This is a genomic window from Facivitalis istanbulensis (assembly GCF_040560405.1).
Taxonomy (GTDB): Bacteria; Pseudomonadota; Alphaproteobacteria; order Sphingomonadales; family Sphingomonadaceae; genus Sphingomonas; species Sphingomonas istanbulensis.
The window spans coordinates 140,950-155,317 of record NZ_JAVSCQ010000005.1 but is presented as its reverse complement, the minus strand read 5'-3'; the positions used below and the strand labels follow the sequence as shown (position 1 = coordinate 155,317).

Genomic DNA, 14,368 nt, shown 5'->3' with positions numbered 1-14,368 from the left:
TCAGGCCGAATCGCGCGCCACCAATTCGGGCTCCAGCACCACCGAGCCGGCCTCCCCGCCCGCGATCCGGGCGAAGAGCGCGTCGACCATCGCCCGTGCGCCGGTCGCGATATCCTGCCGGATGGTGGTGATGCGCGGCACCGCCTGCGCCGCGAGCGGCAGGTCGTCATAGCCGACGACCGGCATCGCATCGGGCACCATGATGGCACGGTCGGCCAGCACGCGCATGGCGGTCATCGCGATCATGTCGGATGCGGCCACGATGCCGTCGATCGTCGCCGCACCGTCCCCCTGCCCGACCAGCCGGTCGATATGCCCGGCGATCTCCTGCTCCATCACATCGGAGGCGAGATGGACGGGCTGTTGCACAGGCCCTTCGGACAGCCCCGCCGCCGCCATCGCCGCCGCCACGCCGTCATGTCGCAAGCGGATCTCCGGCGCGCGGATATCGCCCAGAAAGCCGATCCGGCGGCAGCCGCGCGCGATCAGCCTTTCGCCCGCCAGCCGGCCTCCGGCGAGATTGTCGGTGCCGATCGCCGCATGGACCTGCCCGGGCAAGGTCACGCCCCAGGCGACCAGCGGCCGATAGCGGCGCGCGACCCGCTCGATCGCGTCATATTGGTTGGACTGACCGATCAGCAGCACGCCGTCGACCATTCCCGAGTCCACCACCCGGTCCAGCCAGTCCCCCGCATCGGGGATCACGCGCGACAGCATCACGTCATAGCCGTTTTCGGTCAGCGCATCGGCCAGATGGCCGAGCATCGTCATGAAGAACGGGTCCGACAGATGCTGGCGCCGTTCATGGCCCAGCGGCACCACAATGCCGATCACCCCGGTCCGGCGGGTGCGCAACCGGCTCGCCATCTGGTTGGGGCGAAAGCCATGCTCGTCGGCCAGCGCCTGGATACGCCGCCGCGTCTCGTCATTGACCAGCGTCTTGCCCGCCAGCGCACGCGACACCGTGCCCGGCGAAACGCCCGCCAATTGCGCCAGATCGGCGATGGTCCGCACGCGCCGGTCGGCGTCGATCCTCTCTCTCATGGCAATGAAATAACCGCCACAGCCGCCCCACGACAAGCCGCGTTCCAGAAATCATGGCCGGGACGCACGATCATTCAACGGTAGTCGGCGGTGATATCGATCTTCAGCCCCTGAAGCGCGATGGTCCGGGCACCGCGACAGACCGGCGCGGCCATCAACCGCATCCAGCGGTTTTCCCGGGTCGCACCGACGCGCAGCGCGACATCCAGGGTAAAGCCGCGCCGATGGCGAATGGCATAGGCACGCAACCGCTCCATCGCCGCGCGCGAGTCCTCGCGGTAGAGGCCCAGCACGTCGTCCCGCACGGTCGGACGATCCGGTTGCCAGTCGAAAATTTCGCGCACGCCACGCGACCAGGCGAGTTCGTCATGGTCCAGATCGCACGACCAGCGGCCGATGCCATGCTCCGCCAGCCGATCGTCATCCCACCCGGCCACGGCGCCCATATCGGCTATGCTGGCCAGCCCCAGATCGAACCGCAGACCCTGTTCGAACAATGGCCAGCTATGGTTCAGCGCCAGGGGTTCGATCGGCATCATGCGGCGACTCCATAGGGAATATGGCCGAAAGGTCCATGGCCTAATCGATGATCTGCCAGCGATTGCACGGCGTTGGCCGGGCGGGAAAGCATCGACCGGAGCGCGGAATCCCGCTAGGATTCGTGCCGGGTGTCCGTGCTCCTTCGGGGCGATGGGCAGGTTTCACAGCGCTGGTCGGGCCGCCAGCGCCGACCATTGCTGTGCGAAGGACCACCCATGCCCGCTCTTCTTCGATCGCGGCTCGGCGCTCTACGGGAATTTCTCGAAGGGCAGAGCGCGTCCGGCCTGATCCTGATCGCCGCCGCACTCGCCGCGCTGCTGCTCGCCAACTCGCCGCTGCGCGCGGGCTATGACGCCTTGCTGCATCGGGATCTCGGCCCTTTGTCCCTGCTCCACTGGATCAATGACGGCCTGATGGCGATCTTCTTCCTGCTGGTCGGGCTGGAGATCAAGCGCGAGGCGCTGGACGGGCAATTGGCCGGCTGGTCACGACGCATCCTCCCCGGCATCGCCGCGATCGGCGGCATGGTGGTACCCGCGCTGCTCTATCTGTCGCTCAACCGGGGAGCGACGGCGGGCGGATGGGCGATCCCGGCGGCGACCGACATCGCCTTCGCGCTGGCGGTGCTGACGCTGCTCGGCCCACGGGTGCCCGCCTCGCTGCGCGTCTTTCTCGCCGCGCTGGCGATCATCGACGATCTGGGCGCGGTGGTCATCATCGCGCTCTTCTATACCCAGCAACTGGCGCTCGCCGATGTGGCGGGGGCGGGGCTGGTGCTGGCGCTGCTGATCGGGCTCAACCGCCTGCGCGTGCGGCGGCTGTCGCCCTATCTGCTGCTCGGGCTGGCGCTATGGGTCCTTGTCCTGCGTTCGGGCATCCACGCGACGATCGCGGGAGTCCTGCTCGCCTTCACCATCCCGCTGGCCGGCGATAGAATGCGCAGTCCGCTCCACCGGCTGGAACATGCGCTCCACCGCCCCGTCGGGCTGCTGATCGTGCCGCTGTTCGGGCTGGCCAATGCGGGCGTCACGCTGCTGGGCCTGCCGGCCGCCGCCTGGGGGGCGCCGGTGACCCTGGGGGTGGCGGGCGGACTGCTGATCGGCAAGGTGACCGGGGTATTCGGGCTGATGCAACTCGCCATCCGGCTGAAGCTCGCCGAGCCTCCGGCACAGGCGACGACCGTACAGATGCTGGGCATGGCGATGCTGTGCGGCATCGGTTTCACGATGAGCATCTTCATCACGCTCCTCGCCTTTCCTGGCAACGCGCTGTTGCAGGCGGAGGCGAAGCTGGGCGTGCTGATGGGCTCGTTGCTGGCCGGACTGCTCGGCTATGCGCTGCTGCGCCGGGCCGCGCCGCGATCGCCGGGTCACGGCGTTTAGCCCCCTTGCGGAGCCGTCCCGGCGCGACCATCCTGCGCGCCGGAAGGATCGGGGTGGGAGTGGATGATGCGGTGGATGGCGTTGACGGGTCTGGCATGTCTGGCGATGCCCGTGCTGGCCCAGGACCGGGCGCCCGCCCCGCCCCGCGCCGCCAAGAAGCCGTTCCAGGTGACCTCGCCCAACGGCGCGCGCGAGGATGAGTATTACTGGCTGCGCGACGATAGCCGCAAGAATCCGGAGATGCTGGCCTATCTCAACGCCGAGAATGCCTATGCCGACGCCCGGCTCGCCCCGCTGAAGCCGCTGCAGGCGATGCTGTATCAGGAGACGGTCGCGCACATCAAACAGGATGACAGCAGCGTCCCCTATCGCAAGAATGGCTATTGGTATTCCTCGCGCTATGTCACCGGCGCGGACTATCCGCTGATCGAGCGGCGGCGCGGCACCGCCACCGCGCCCGCCGAATTGATGTTCGACGAACCCGCCATGGCAAGGGGCAAGGGCTTCTTCGCCCTGTCCGACTGGGCGGTCAGCCCGGACAACCGGATGGTCGCCTGGGCCGAGGATATGGTCGGGCGGCGGCAATATGTGCTCAAGGTCAAGGATCTGGCGACCGGCGCGATCCATGCCGACACCATCGCCAATGCCGAGCCCAATGTCTTGTGGGCGGACGACAATCGCACCCTGATCTATGTCGCCAAGGATCCGACGACGCTGCGCGGCTACCGCGTCATGGCGCATGTGCTGGGCACGGCGGTCGGCGACGATCGCCTGCTGTACGAGGAGAAGGACGACACGTTCCAGATGGCGATCCGTCGGACGACCGACGACCGCTATATCTGCATCAGCGTCGAAAGCACGGTCAGCGACGAACAGCGCTGCGCCCCCGCCGTCCGGCCGACCGTCTTCACCGTGATCGCCCCGCGCGAACGCGAATTCCGTTATGACGCCGACCACCTCGGCAACCGCTGGATCATCCGCACCAATCGAAATGCGAAGAACTACAAGCTGGTGACATGGGCCGATGCCGATATCGCCAGCGGCGCGCGCGGCTGGCGCGATCTGGTGCCTGCCAGCGACCGCGTGTTCATCGAGGGGTTCAAGCCCTTCAACGGCTTCGTCGCGATCGAACAGCGCGAGGGCGGCAACCGGATGGTCCGCCTGCTGACCGATGCGGGCCGGTCGGTGCCGGTCAGGGCGGACGAACCCGCCTATCGCATGGGCCTGTCGACCAATGAGGAGCCGGACACGCCCTGGGTCCGCTACACCTATGGCTCGCTCGTCACGCCGACCACCACGTTCGAGGTGAATGCCCGGACAGGCGAGCGCCGCACGCTGAAGGTCATGCCGGTGCCGGGCTACGACCCCGCCCATTATGTCACCGAGCGGCTATGGGCTCCGGCGCGTGACGGCACCCGCATTCCGGTGTCGCTGGTCTATCGCAAGGGCGTGAAGCGCGACGGTACCGCCCCGCTGTTTCAATATGCCTATGGCAGCTATGGCATCTCGACCGATCCCTCGGTCGATCCGGGCCGGATCGGGATGCTCGACCGCGGCGTCGTCTATGCCATCGCCCATATCCGCGGCGGGCAGGAAATGGGGCGCGGCTGGTATGATGACGGCCATCTGCTGCACAAGAAGAACAGCTTCACCGACTTTATCGACGTCACCCGCTATCTGGTGGCGCAGAACTATGCCGCGCCGGGCCGCGTCGCGGCGATGGGGGGCAGCGCGGGCGGGCTGTTGATGGGCGGCGTCGCCAACATGGCCCCGCAGGATTACAAGGCGATCGTGGCGCAGGTGCCCTTTGTCGATGTGGTGACGACGATGCTCGACGCCTCGATCCCGCTGACCACCTTCGAATATGACGAATGGGGCAATCCGGCGAACAAGCGCTATTACGATTATATGCTCCGCTATTCGCCCTACGACAATGTCGCGGCGAAGGCCTATCCGGCGCTGTATGTCGGCACCGGCCTATGGGACAGCCAGGTGCAATATTACGAACCCGCCAAATGGGTCGCCAGGCTGCGCGAGAGGAAGACCGACGCCAACCCGCTGCTGTTCCGCGTGAACATGGAGGCGGGGCATGGCGGCAAGTCGGGCCGGTTCGAGCGGTTGCGCCAGAATGCCGAGTGGCAGGCCTTCATCCTGTCGCAACTCGGCGTCGCGGGCGCGTAAGGGGCACGGATCGCGGAAAGGGCGGCGCTTGCGGCATCCATCCTTTCCCCGCGATCCGGTCCTGGCCATTGCGCTATGATAAGGTTCGGCTGGCTGATCCTCGGATGCCTGTTCGTCGGGCTCGGCATCATCGGCGCGCTGTTGCCGTTGATGCCGACGACGATCTTCCTGATCCTGGCGGCGGGCTGCTTCGCGCGCTCCTCGCCCCGGCTGGAGGCGTGGCTGCTCGACCATCCCCGCTTCGGCCCCACGTTGCGCGCCTGGCGACAGGACGGGGCGATCGGGCGAAGGGCCAAGACGATGGCGTGCGGCGGGATCACGCTGGGCTATATCCTGTTCCTGCTGACCGCCTGGCCGGGGCCGTGGCTGGCGCTGGGCGTGGCGGTGCCAATGGTCGGCTGCGCGCTCTTCATCCTGTCCCGCCCGACCGCGCGCCCCTGACGCTTGCGCGCCTTCGCCATATGGACCATGCATGATCCATATATTTCGAGACAGGACGGCTATGGGTATCGTGAAGATCGACGAGCAACTGCATGAGGAGGTCCGCCGCGCCAGCGCGGTCATGTGCCGATCGATCAACGCGCAAGCCGAATTCTGGATGAAGATGGGCATGCTGGCCTAGGCACATCCGACGATGACCTTCCACGAGATCGTGAAGGCACAGATGGCGGCGGCCGAGACACCCCTGCCCGCGATGCGCGTCGCCTGACATGGTGAAGACCCCGGACGAACTGGCGCTGATGCGCGTGTCGGGCCGCCTGCTCGCCCCGGTGTTCGAGATGCTCGACGGTCTCGACCTGGCGGGAATGTCGACCCTGGCGATCAACGACCGGGTCGAACATTTCATCACCCGCGATCTTGCCGCCCGCCCGGCGAGCAAGGGGCAATATGGCTTTGCCTATGTCCTCAACAGCTCGATCAACGACGTGGTGTGCCACGGCGTGCCGAGCGCGGACGCGATCGTCCGCGACGGCGATATCGTGAACCTCGACATCACGCTGGAGAAGAACGGCTTCATCGCCGATTCCAGCAAGACCTATATGGTCGGTGACGTGTCGCCCGGTGCAAAGCGGCTGCTCCGCGTCACGCGGGAGGCGATGTGGAAGGGCATCCGCCAGGTCCGGCCCGGCGCGCGGCTGGGCGATGTCGGCGCGGCGATCGAGAAACACGCGAAGGCGAACGGCTATTCGGTGGTGCGCGACTATTGCGGCCACGGCATCGGCCGCGCAATGCACGAGGCGCCCGACGTCCTGCATTTCGGACGAGCGGGCACGGGCGAGGTGCTGCGCGAGGGGATGACCTTCACCATCGAGCCGATGATCAACGAGGGCACGCGCGGGGTTTCGACATCGGATGACGGGTGGACGGTCGTGACCGACGACGGGAAACTGTCGGCGCAGTTCGAACACACGGTCGCGGTGACACGCACCGGGGTCGAGGTGCTGACGCTGCGGACGGGGGAAACCCCACCCAAAAACTGAGCGCCGCCCCGGCGAAGGCCAGGGTGGCAGGGGAAGGTCAGGCGTCCACCCGCAACCGATAGCCCACGCCCAGCTCATTGGCGATGACACTCCCCACCGGCTGCGGCGCTTCCAGTTTCTGGCGCAGGTTACGCACGACGATGCGCAGATAGTCGATGCGCGGGTCTTCGTCCCCGCCCCAGGCGGCGTCGATGATCCGGTCATGCGTCACCACCCGGCCGGGATGCCGCGCCAGAATCGCCAGCACGTCATATTCCTTGCGCGTGAGATGCAGCGCCTCACCGCCCCGCGTGACACTGCGCCGGTCGAGATCGATCGCGAGATCGCCCGTGCGCACCACGCTGGGCCCCGCCTCCGCCGCGCGGGCATGGCGCAGCGCGACGCGCAGCCGCGCCAGCAATTCCTCGCTATCGAACGGCTTGGTAACATAGTCGTCCGCGCCCAGGTCGAGCGCCGCCACCTTCTCCTCGGTCGCATCGCGTGCCGAGACGACCAGCACCACCCGCTCGGCCCCACGCAGCAACGGGATCAGGCTCAACCCATCGCGGTCGGGCAACCCCAGGTCGAGCAGCACCGCATCGGGATGATCCGCCGCCGCGCGCGCCAATGCCTCGCGCCCGTCGCGCGCCTCGACCACCCGATAGCCCGCCTGTTCCAGCGTGTTGCGCAGCAGGCGGCGGATCGCGACTTCATCGTCCACCACCAGGATCGTCGCGGGCATCAGGCCATTCCCTCCGGCGCGCCGTCGCGCATGATACGCTCGCGCGGGAAGCAGAGCGTGAATGCCGCGCCCGCCCCATCCTCGCGATTGCCCGCCTCTACGGTCAAACCCATCGCTTCGGCAAAGGCCTTGACGATGGCGAGGCCCAGCCCGGTGCCGCCCGCCACCCGGTCGGACCCTTCCAGCCGCCGGAACGTCTCGAACACCTCGCCCTCGCGACCCGGCGGCAGGCCGGGGCCATGGTCGAGCACCGACAGGCGCAGGCTCCCATGGCGATGCCGCCCCTCGATCACGATATCGGTCCCCGGATCGCCATAGCGCCCGGCATTGTCGAGCAGGTTGAGCAGGCAATGGTGCAGCAATTGCGGGTCGGCGCGGACCATCGGCAGGTCGGGCGGCACGTCGAGCCGCACCGCATGGCCCTCCAGCGCACGGCGGGCGTCGTGCGCCGCGCCCGTCACCGCGTCGCTCAGGTCGATCGCCTCGATCTTCAACTTCAACGCCCCCGCCTCGACCCGCGCCATGTCGAGCAGATTGGCGACAAAGCGGTTGAGCCGCGCCGCCTCCCCCTCGATCGTCGCGATCAGATCGGGCGTCGCGCCCTGCCGCAACTGCGCGGCGGCAGCCATCACGGCGGTCAGCGGCGTGCGCAGGTCATGGCTGACCGAGGAGAGCAGCGCCGCGCGCAGCCGGTCGCGGGTGCGCACCGCGTCGACGTCGCGTACCTCCGCCTCCAGCCGCAGCCGCTCCAGCACCAACGCCGCCTGATCGATCAGCCCGACCAACAGCGGCAGGCGGTCTGCGCGCACCGGCTCGCCCCCCGCCTCGCGCGCCAGCCCCAGCACGGCCAGCGTCCGCTCCCCCGCCTTGAGCGGCTGGAACAGCCATTCGGATGCGGCCAGCGTCGCTGATCCCTTACCCGCCGCGGTGCCGGTGTCGAAGGCCCAATGGGCGGCGGCCATCTCCATGGTTTCCAGCCGATAGTCGGGCTTGGTCGCCGCCTGCACCGCAAGGCCCGCGGGCGACGGGGTCAGCAGCACCGCCTGTACCTCGAACAGCCGGGCAATGTCCTCGCAGATCACCCGCGCCGCCCCGGCCGGGTCGGCAAGTCCGCTCAGCCGGTGGAGGAACCCCGCCAGCGTCGCATTGTCGCGCGCGCTCGCCGCCGCCAGATCGGCCTGCGCGCGCACGCGCGAGGTCAGCTGGCTGGTCGCGATCGCCACGCCCAGCAGGACGAAGATCGAGATGACGTTCTCCGGGTTGCTGACGCTCAGCGTTCCGACCGGCGGCAGGAAGAAGAAATTATAGGCCAGGCTCGACGCCACCCCCGCGAACAGCCCGGTGCGCAAGCCATACAGGCTCGCCGCCGCCATGACCGGCAGCAGATAGAGCAGCGCGACATTGCCGAGGTTCAGGATGTGGAACAGCGCACTCGCCAGCGCCGTCACCGCCACGACCGCAATCAGCGTCAGCGCATAGCCGATCGGCGATCCCCATTGCCCGCGCCGCCGCACCCGCTCGCGCGCGTCGTCGGGCGCGTCGCCGACGGGCAGGACATGGACGGTGACGCCCGGCGTCTCGCGCACCAGCCGGTCGACCACCGAGCCGTGGCGAAGCTCGAACCAGCGGGACCGCTTGGCCTTGCCGACCACCAGCTGCGTCGCGCGCGCGTCGGTCAGGAAGGCGCGGATGCCCTCGACCACGCTGGGCGCAGGCACGGTCGCCACCGCCGCGCCGAGCTGCGTCGCCAGCGTCATCGTCGCGGCCAGCCGCCGATGCTGCGCCTCGCCCAGCGTCGCGGTACGCGGGGTGTCGATGAACAGGGCGGTCCACGGCGCGCGCAGGGCATCGGCGGTGCGCTTGGCGGCGCGGACCAGTTCGTCGGCCCCCGGCAACTCGCTGACCGCGACGACCAGCCGTTCGCCCGCCGCCCATTGCCCGCCGACGCCGAGGCTGCGGACATGGTCGAGCATCTGCGCATCGACCGCCTGCGCCGCCCGCCGCAGCGCCAGTTCGCGCAGCGCCGACAGGTTGGACTTGGAAAAGAAATGCGACAGCGCGCGCGTCGCTTCCTGCGGCAGATAGACCTTGCCCGCCTTCAACCGCTCGATCAGCTCGTCCGGCGGGATGTCGACCACCTCGATCTCGGCGGCCTCCAGGATACGGTCGGGCACCGTCTCGCGCACGCGGACGCGGGTGAAGCTGGCGACGACGTCGTTCAGGCTCTCGATATGCTGGATATTGACCGTCGTATAGACGTCGATCCCCGCCGCCAGCAGTTCCTCGACATCCTGATAGCGTTTGGGGTGGCGGCTGCCTGGCGCATTGGTGTGCGCCAGTTCGTCGACCAGCGCGAGGCGGGGGGCGCGGGCCAGTACCGCGTCGAGGTCCATCTCGTGCAGCGTCCGCCCCTCATAGGGGACGGCGCGGCGGGGCATGACCTCCTGCCCCCGGACCAGCGCCTCGGTTTCGATCCGGCCATGCGTCTCGACCACCGCGACGACGACGTCCACGCCGTCGCGGCGACGGCCCGCCCCTTCGGACAGCATCTCGAACGTCTTGCCGACGCCGGGGGCCGCGCCGAGGAAGATTTTCAGGCGGCCGCGCCCCTCGCGCTCGGCGGCGCGGAGCAGGGCATCCGGGTCGGGGCGCGGCGCGCCTGCCGTCATCGCGTGCCGAGCGCGTCCAGCGCGCGGTTGAGGGCAAGGACGTTGACATGGGGGTCGCCCAGCATCGATTCCTCGGTCTTCGCGACGACCAGCGCGCGGACCTGCTCGACCGGCAGGCTGCGGACCCGCGCGATCCGGGCAGCCTGCGCCTGCGCCGCGTCGGGCGACAGGTCGGGATCGAGGCCCGAGCCGCTCGCCGTCACCAGATCGGCGGGCATCGGTTCCATCACGCCCTCGGCCCGGCGCCTGGCGACATCCGCCTTCACCCGGTCGACCAGCACCCGCGATGTCGGGCCGAGGTTCGAGCCGGACGAAGCCAGCCCGTCATAGCCTTTGCCCGCCGCCGAGGGGCGCGTCTGGAAATAGCGGTCGCTAGTGAAGGCGTGGCCCACGACCTCGGAGCCGATGACATGGCCGTTCGCTTCGATCAGGCTGCCATTGGCCTGATGCGGGAAGATCGCCTGTCCGATGCCGGTCATCGCCAGGGGATAGGCGATGCCGAGCAACGCAGCGAACAGGATCGTCATCACGATCGCGGGCCGCAAGGCAGAAGTGAAATCCTTACCCATGACAATGCTTCCTTATGCGAGGCCGAGGCCACCGACCACAAGGTCGATGATCTTGATGCCGACGAAAGGCGCGATCAGGCCGCCCAGCCCGTAGATGGCGAGGTTGCGCGCCAGCAGCGGCCCCGCCCCCATCGGCTTGTAGGTGACGCCTTTCAGCGCCAGCGGCACGAGGAACGGAATGATGAGCGCGTTGAAGATGATGGCGCTCAGGATTGCCGATTGCGGCGTCGCCAGACCCATGACGTTGAGCACGCCCAGCCCCGGATAGAGCGCCACGAACATCGCCGGGATGATCGCGAAATATTTCGCCACGTCATTGGCGACGGAGAAGGTCGTCAGCGCGCCGCGCGTCATCAGCAACTGCTTGCCGAGGCCGACCACCTCGATCAGCTTGGTCGGATCGCTGTCCAGATCGACCATGTTGCCCGCCTCGCGCGCGGCCTGGGTGCCGGTGTTCATCGCCACGCCGACATCGGCCTGCGCCAGCGCGGGCGCATCGTTGGTGCCGTCGCCGCACATCGCGACCAGCTTGCCACCCTGCTGCTCCTGCCGGATCAGCGCCAGCTTGTCCTCGGGCGTCGCCTGGGCGAGGAAGTCGTCCACCCCCGCCTCGGCGGCGATGGCGGCGGCGGTCAGGGGATTGTCGCCGGTGATCATCACCGTGCGGATGCCCATGCGGCGCAGCTCGCCGAAGCGTTCGCGAATGCCCGCCTTGACCACGTCCTTCAGGAAGATCGCGCCCAGCAGGCGGCCATTCTCCGCCACCGCCAGGGGGGTGCCGCCGGCGCGTGCGATCTCATCGGTGATGCGGCGCAACTGGGTCGCCGCCGCCGTCTCGCCCAGTCCGGGATGCGCGCGCAGGATCGAGTCCACCGCCCCCTTCTGGATCAACCGATCGCCGATCCGCACGCCCGAGATGCGGGTCTGCGCGGTGAAGGGAATGACCTCCGCATGGGTGGGCAGCTCGGCGATCGCAACGCCGAACTGCTCACGCGCCAGCACCACGATCGAGCGGCCCTCGGGCGTCTCGTCGGCCAGGCTGGCCATCAGCGCGGCTTCGGCCAGCACATCGGCATCGGCCACGCCGACCGCGCGGAACTCGCTCGCCTGACGGTCGCCGATGGTGATGGTGCCCGTCTTGTCGAGCAGCAGCACGTCGACATCACCCGCCGCCTCGACCGCGCGTCCCGACTTGGCGAGCACGTTGAAGCGGACCAGACGATCCATCCCCGCGATGCCGATCGCCGACAGCAAGGCCGCGATGGTCGTCGGGATCAGCGTGATGAGCAGCGCCGCCAAGATCGCCACCGGAATGCTGCCCCCCGCATAGGCGGCGAAGCCCGGAATGGTGCCGACCGCGATCAGGAAGATGATCGTCAGCCCGACGAGCAGGATGGTCAGCGCGACCTCATTGGGCGTCTTCTGCCGCTCCGCCCCCTCGACCAGTGCGATCATGCGGTCGAGGAAGCCCTGCCCCGGATGGACGGTGACACGCACCCGGATCTCGTCGGAGATGACGCGCGTCCCCGCCGTCACCGCCGAGCGGTCGCCGCCCGCCTCGCGGATGACGGGCGCGCTTTCGCCGGTGATCGCGGCTTCGTTGACCGAGGCGACGCCCGCGACGACCTCGCCGTCCGAAGGGATCAGGTCGCCGGTCTCGACCAGTACCACATCGCCGATCTTCAGCGCGCTGGCGGGGACATCCTCCCACGCCGGGCCAGCGCCCTTCAGCCGCTTGGCGGTCAGTTCGGCCTTGGCGGCGCGCAGGGACGCCGCCTGCGCCTTGCCGCGCCCTTCGGCCAGCGCCTCGGCAAAGGTGCCGAACAACACGGTCAGCCACAGCCAGACGACCAGTTGCAGCTTGAAGCCCGTCGTCAGCCCGTCATGCCCGACGATCAGCAGGACGGTCAGCAACGTGGCGACAACGGCGGTCACGAACATCACCGGGTTGCGGATCAGCTCGCGCGGGTTGAGTTTGACGAACGACGCCTTGATCGCCGGGAGCGCCAGCTCGGCGGTGAACAGGCTCTTGGTAGGGGAATGGGCCATGACAGGCGCTCCCGATCAGAAGAGTTGACCGCGGATCATCGCAAGATGATCGGCGATAGGACCAAGCGCGAGGCTCGGCAGGAAGGTCAGGCCGCCCAGCACCAGCACGATGCCGACGAGCAGACCGATCCACAGCGCCCCCGTGGTCGGGAAGGACCCGGCCGAGGCGGGGACATGCTTCTTCGCCGCCAGGCTGCCCGCGATGGCGAGCATCGGCACGATGATGAAGAAGCGGCCCACCCACATGGCGACGCCCAACAAGCCGTCATACCAGGGTGTCGCGGCGGTCAGCCCGCCAAAGGCCGAACCATTGTTCGCGACCGCGCTGGTAAAGGCGTAGAGGATTTCGCCGAAGCCGTGCGGCCCCTTGTTGAGCGGCCCCGCCAGCCCTTGCTGGGTGACGCAGGACAAGGCGGTCAGGCCGAGGATGGCGAGCGGCAGGACGGCGATGGCGAGCACCGCCAGCTTGACCTCGCGCGCCTCGATCTTCTTGCCGACATATTCGGGGGTGCGCCCGACCATCAGGCCCGCGACGAACACCGCGAGGATGGCGAACAGCAGGAAGCCGTAGATGCCCGCGCCGACGCCGCCAATCACGACCTCGCCCAGCTGCATATTGAACAGCGGGATCAGGCCGCCCAGCGCGGTGAAGCTGTCATGCATCGCATTGACCGCGCCGCACGACGCCGCCGTGGTGACGGCCGCGAACAGGGCGGAGGCCGCGACGCCGAAGCGCACTTCCTTGCCCTCCATATTGCCGCCCGCGACGCCGAGCTGGTGCAGCACGGGATTGCCCGCCGCCTCCGCCCAATAGCAGACCGCGACGCCGCCCAGGAACAGCAGGATCATCGCCGCCAGGATCGCCCAGCCCTGCCGCGTGTTGCCGACCGCCTTGCCGAAGCACCAGGTCAGGCCGAAGCCGATGACGAAGATCGACAACATCTGGACCATGTTGGTCAGCGCGGTCGGGTTCTCGAACGGATGCGCGCTGTTGGCGTTGAAGAAGCCGCCGCCATTGGTGCCGAGCATCTTGATCGACTCCTGGCTGGCGACGGGGCCGAGCAGGATCGACTGGCGCACGCCCTCCAGCGTGTCGATATGGACGACGCCCGCCATGGTCTGCGGCACGCCGCTGGCGATCAGGAACAGGGTATAGACGACGCAGATCGGCAGCAGCAGGTACAGCGTCACCCGCGTCATATCGGCCCAGAAATTGCCGATATTCTTCGTCTCGCGCCCCGCAAAGCCGCGAAACAGCGCGAAGGCCAGCGCGATGCCGGTCGCCGCCGACAGGAAGTTGTGGATGGTCAGGCCGAGCATCTGGCTGAGGTTCGACAGGGTCGACTCGCCCGCATAGCTTTGCCAGTTGGTGTTGGCGGTGAAGCTGATCGCGGTGTTGAACGCCAGATGCGGCGCCATCCCGGCCAGCCCCTGCGGATTGCCCGGCAGATAATATTGCAGCCGCAGCACCGCATAGGTGAAGACCATCAACGCGACGTTGAAGAGCAGCATGTGCAGCGCATAACGCCGCCAGCCCTGCTCCGCCTCCGGGTCGATGCCCGACAATGCGTAGAAGCCACGCTCGACGGGGCCGAGCACGACATGCAGGGGCGTCCGCCGCCCCTCATAGAGCGCGAACAACCACGCGCCGACCGGCTTGGTCAGTGCGAGGAGGATCGCGACGAAGCCCAGGATCAGGGCCCATCCTTGAAGCGTCATGATGCCGCCTCCT

At 68.2% G+C, this 14,368-nt stretch carries 11 protein-coding genes and 1 pseudogene; 5 read left to right on the top strand and 7 right to left on the bottom strand.

The genetic code is table 11. The features are described 5' to 3' along the window. Together RN629_RS05605 and RN629_RS05600 are read right to left on the bottom strand one after the other, a co-directional pair. A complete protein-coding gene (locus RN629_RS05605; protein WP_407034286.1) occupies positions 1-1,044 on the bottom strand; it encodes a LacI family DNA-binding transcriptional regulator in 1,044 nt (347 codons plus the stop codon). A gap of 74 nt (positions 1,045-1,118) precedes the next feature. Beyond that, complete coding sequence (locus RN629_RS05600) at positions 1,119-1,580, bottom strand: hypothetical protein (RefSeq protein WP_407034285.1); 462 nt, start codon at positions 1,578-1,580, stop codon at positions 1,119-1,121. 219 nt (positions 1,581-1,799) lie between these two features. Here RN629_RS05600 and nhaA point away from each other — a divergent pair, with 219 nt between their 5' ends. From nhaA to map, 5 genes and pseudogenes are all read left to right on the top strand, one after another. Beyond that, entirely contained in the window at positions 1,800-2,966 is a 1,167-nt protein-coding gene (nhaA, locus tag RN629_RS05595; protein WP_407034284.1) for a Na+/H+ antiporter NhaA, read from the top strand. 63 nt (positions 2,967-3,029) lie between these two features. Beyond that, a complete protein-coding gene (locus RN629_RS05590; protein ID WP_407034283.1) occupies positions 3,030-5,147 on the top strand; it encodes a S9 family peptidase in 2,118 nt (705 codons plus the stop codon). 75 nt (positions 5,148-5,222) lie between these two features. After that, positions 5,223-5,588, top strand: coding sequence for a YbaN family protein (locus tag RN629_RS05585; RefSeq protein ID WP_407034282.1), 366 nt, complete (start codon positions 5,223-5,225; stop codon positions 5,586-5,588). Positions 5,589-5,649: 61 nt separating this feature from the next. Continuing rightward, positions 5,650-5,766, top strand: a pseudogene (locus RN629_RS05580) (TA system antitoxin ParD family protein); the annotation flags it as partial. Positions 5,767-5,857: 91 nt separating this feature from the next. Beyond that, complete coding sequence (map, locus tag RN629_RS05575; RefSeq protein WP_407034281.1) at positions 5,858-6,628, top strand: type I methionyl aminopeptidase; 771 nt, start codon at positions 5,858-5,860, stop codon at positions 6,626-6,628. 37 nt (positions 6,629-6,665) lie between these two features. On the opposite strand, the gene RN629_RS05570 is transcribed toward map, so the two are convergent. The 5 genes from RN629_RS05570 to kdpA are packed head-to-tail and all read right to left on the bottom strand — an operon-like array spanning position 6,666 to position 14,355. Beyond that, a complete protein-coding gene (locus RN629_RS05570) occupies positions 6,666-7,349 on the bottom strand; it encodes a response regulator transcription factor (protein ID WP_407034280.1) in 684 nt (227 codons plus the stop codon). Continuing rightward, a complete protein-coding gene (locus RN629_RS05565) occupies positions 7,349-10,018 on the bottom strand; it encodes a DUF4118 domain-containing protein (RefSeq protein ID WP_407034279.1) in 2,670 nt (889 codons plus the stop codon). Before RN629_RS05565 ends, RN629_RS05570 begins: the two co-directional genes overlap by 1 nt. Further along, positions 10,015-10,587 (bottom strand): potassium-transporting ATPase subunit KdpC, encoded by a 573-nt coding sequence (kdpC, locus tag RN629_RS05560; RefSeq protein WP_407034278.1) that lies wholly within the window; start codon positions 10,585-10,587, stop codon positions 10,015-10,017. The genes RN629_RS05565 and kdpC overlap by 4 nt, the downstream gene beginning before the upstream one ends. A 12-nt stretch (positions 10,588-10,599) precedes the next feature. Further along, positions 10,600-12,636, bottom strand: coding sequence for a potassium-transporting ATPase subunit KdpB (gene kdpB / locus RN629_RS05555; protein WP_407034277.1), 2,037 nt, complete (start codon positions 12,634-12,636; stop codon positions 10,600-10,602). 15 nt (positions 12,637-12,651) lie between these two features. Further along, positions 12,652-14,355: a potassium-transporting ATPase subunit KdpA gene (kdpA, locus tag RN629_RS05550; protein ID WP_407034276.1), complete on the bottom strand. Its 1,704-nt coding sequence runs from the start codon at positions 14,353-14,355 to the stop codon at positions 12,652-12,654. Positions 14,356-14,368 lie beyond the last annotated feature (13 nt).

What these genes read in the sequence shown, in the direction of transcription:
- RN629_RS05605 (WP_407034286.1), bottom strand. Translation starts at nt 1,044, where the DNA reads ATGAGAGAGAGGATCGACGCCGACCGGCGCGTGCGGACCATCGCCGAT.
- RN629_RS05600 (WP_407034285.1), bottom strand. Translation starts at nt 1,580, where the DNA reads ATGCCGATCGAACCCCTGGCGCTGAACCATAGCTGGCCATTGTTCGAA.
- nhaA (WP_407034284.1), top strand. Translation starts at nt 1,800, where the DNA reads ATGCCCGCTCTTCTTCGATCGCGGCTCGGCGCTCTACGGGAATTTCTC.
- RN629_RS05590 (WP_407034283.1), top strand. Translation starts at nt 3,030, where the DNA reads ATGATGCGGTGGATGGCGTTGACGGGTCTGGCATGTCTGGCGATGCCC.
- RN629_RS05585 (WP_407034282.1), top strand. Translation starts at nt 5,223, where the DNA reads ATGATAAGGTTCGGCTGGCTGATCCTCGGATGCCTGTTCGTCGGGCTC.
- map (WP_407034281.1), top strand. Translation starts at nt 5,858, where the DNA reads ATGGTGAAGACCCCGGACGAACTGGCGCTGATGCGCGTGTCGGGCCGC.
- RN629_RS05570 (WP_407034280.1), bottom strand. Translation starts at nt 7,349, where the DNA reads ATGCCCGCGACGATCCTGGTGGTGGACGATGAAGTCGCGATCCGCCGC.
- RN629_RS05565 (WP_407034279.1), bottom strand. Translation starts at nt 10,018, where the DNA reads ATGACGGCAGGCGCGCCGCGCCCCGACCCGGATGCCCTGCTCCGCGCC.
- kdpC (WP_407034278.1), bottom strand. Translation starts at nt 10,587, where the DNA reads ATGGGTAAGGATTTCACTTCTGCCTTGCGGCCCGCGATCGTGATGACG.
- kdpB (WP_407034277.1), bottom strand. Translation starts at nt 12,636, where the DNA reads ATGGCCCATTCCCCTACCAAGAGCCTGTTCACCGCCGAGCTGGCGCTC.
- kdpA (WP_407034276.1), bottom strand. Translation starts at nt 14,355, where the DNA reads ATGACGCTTCAAGGATGGGCCCTGATCCTGGGCTTCGTCGCGATCCTC.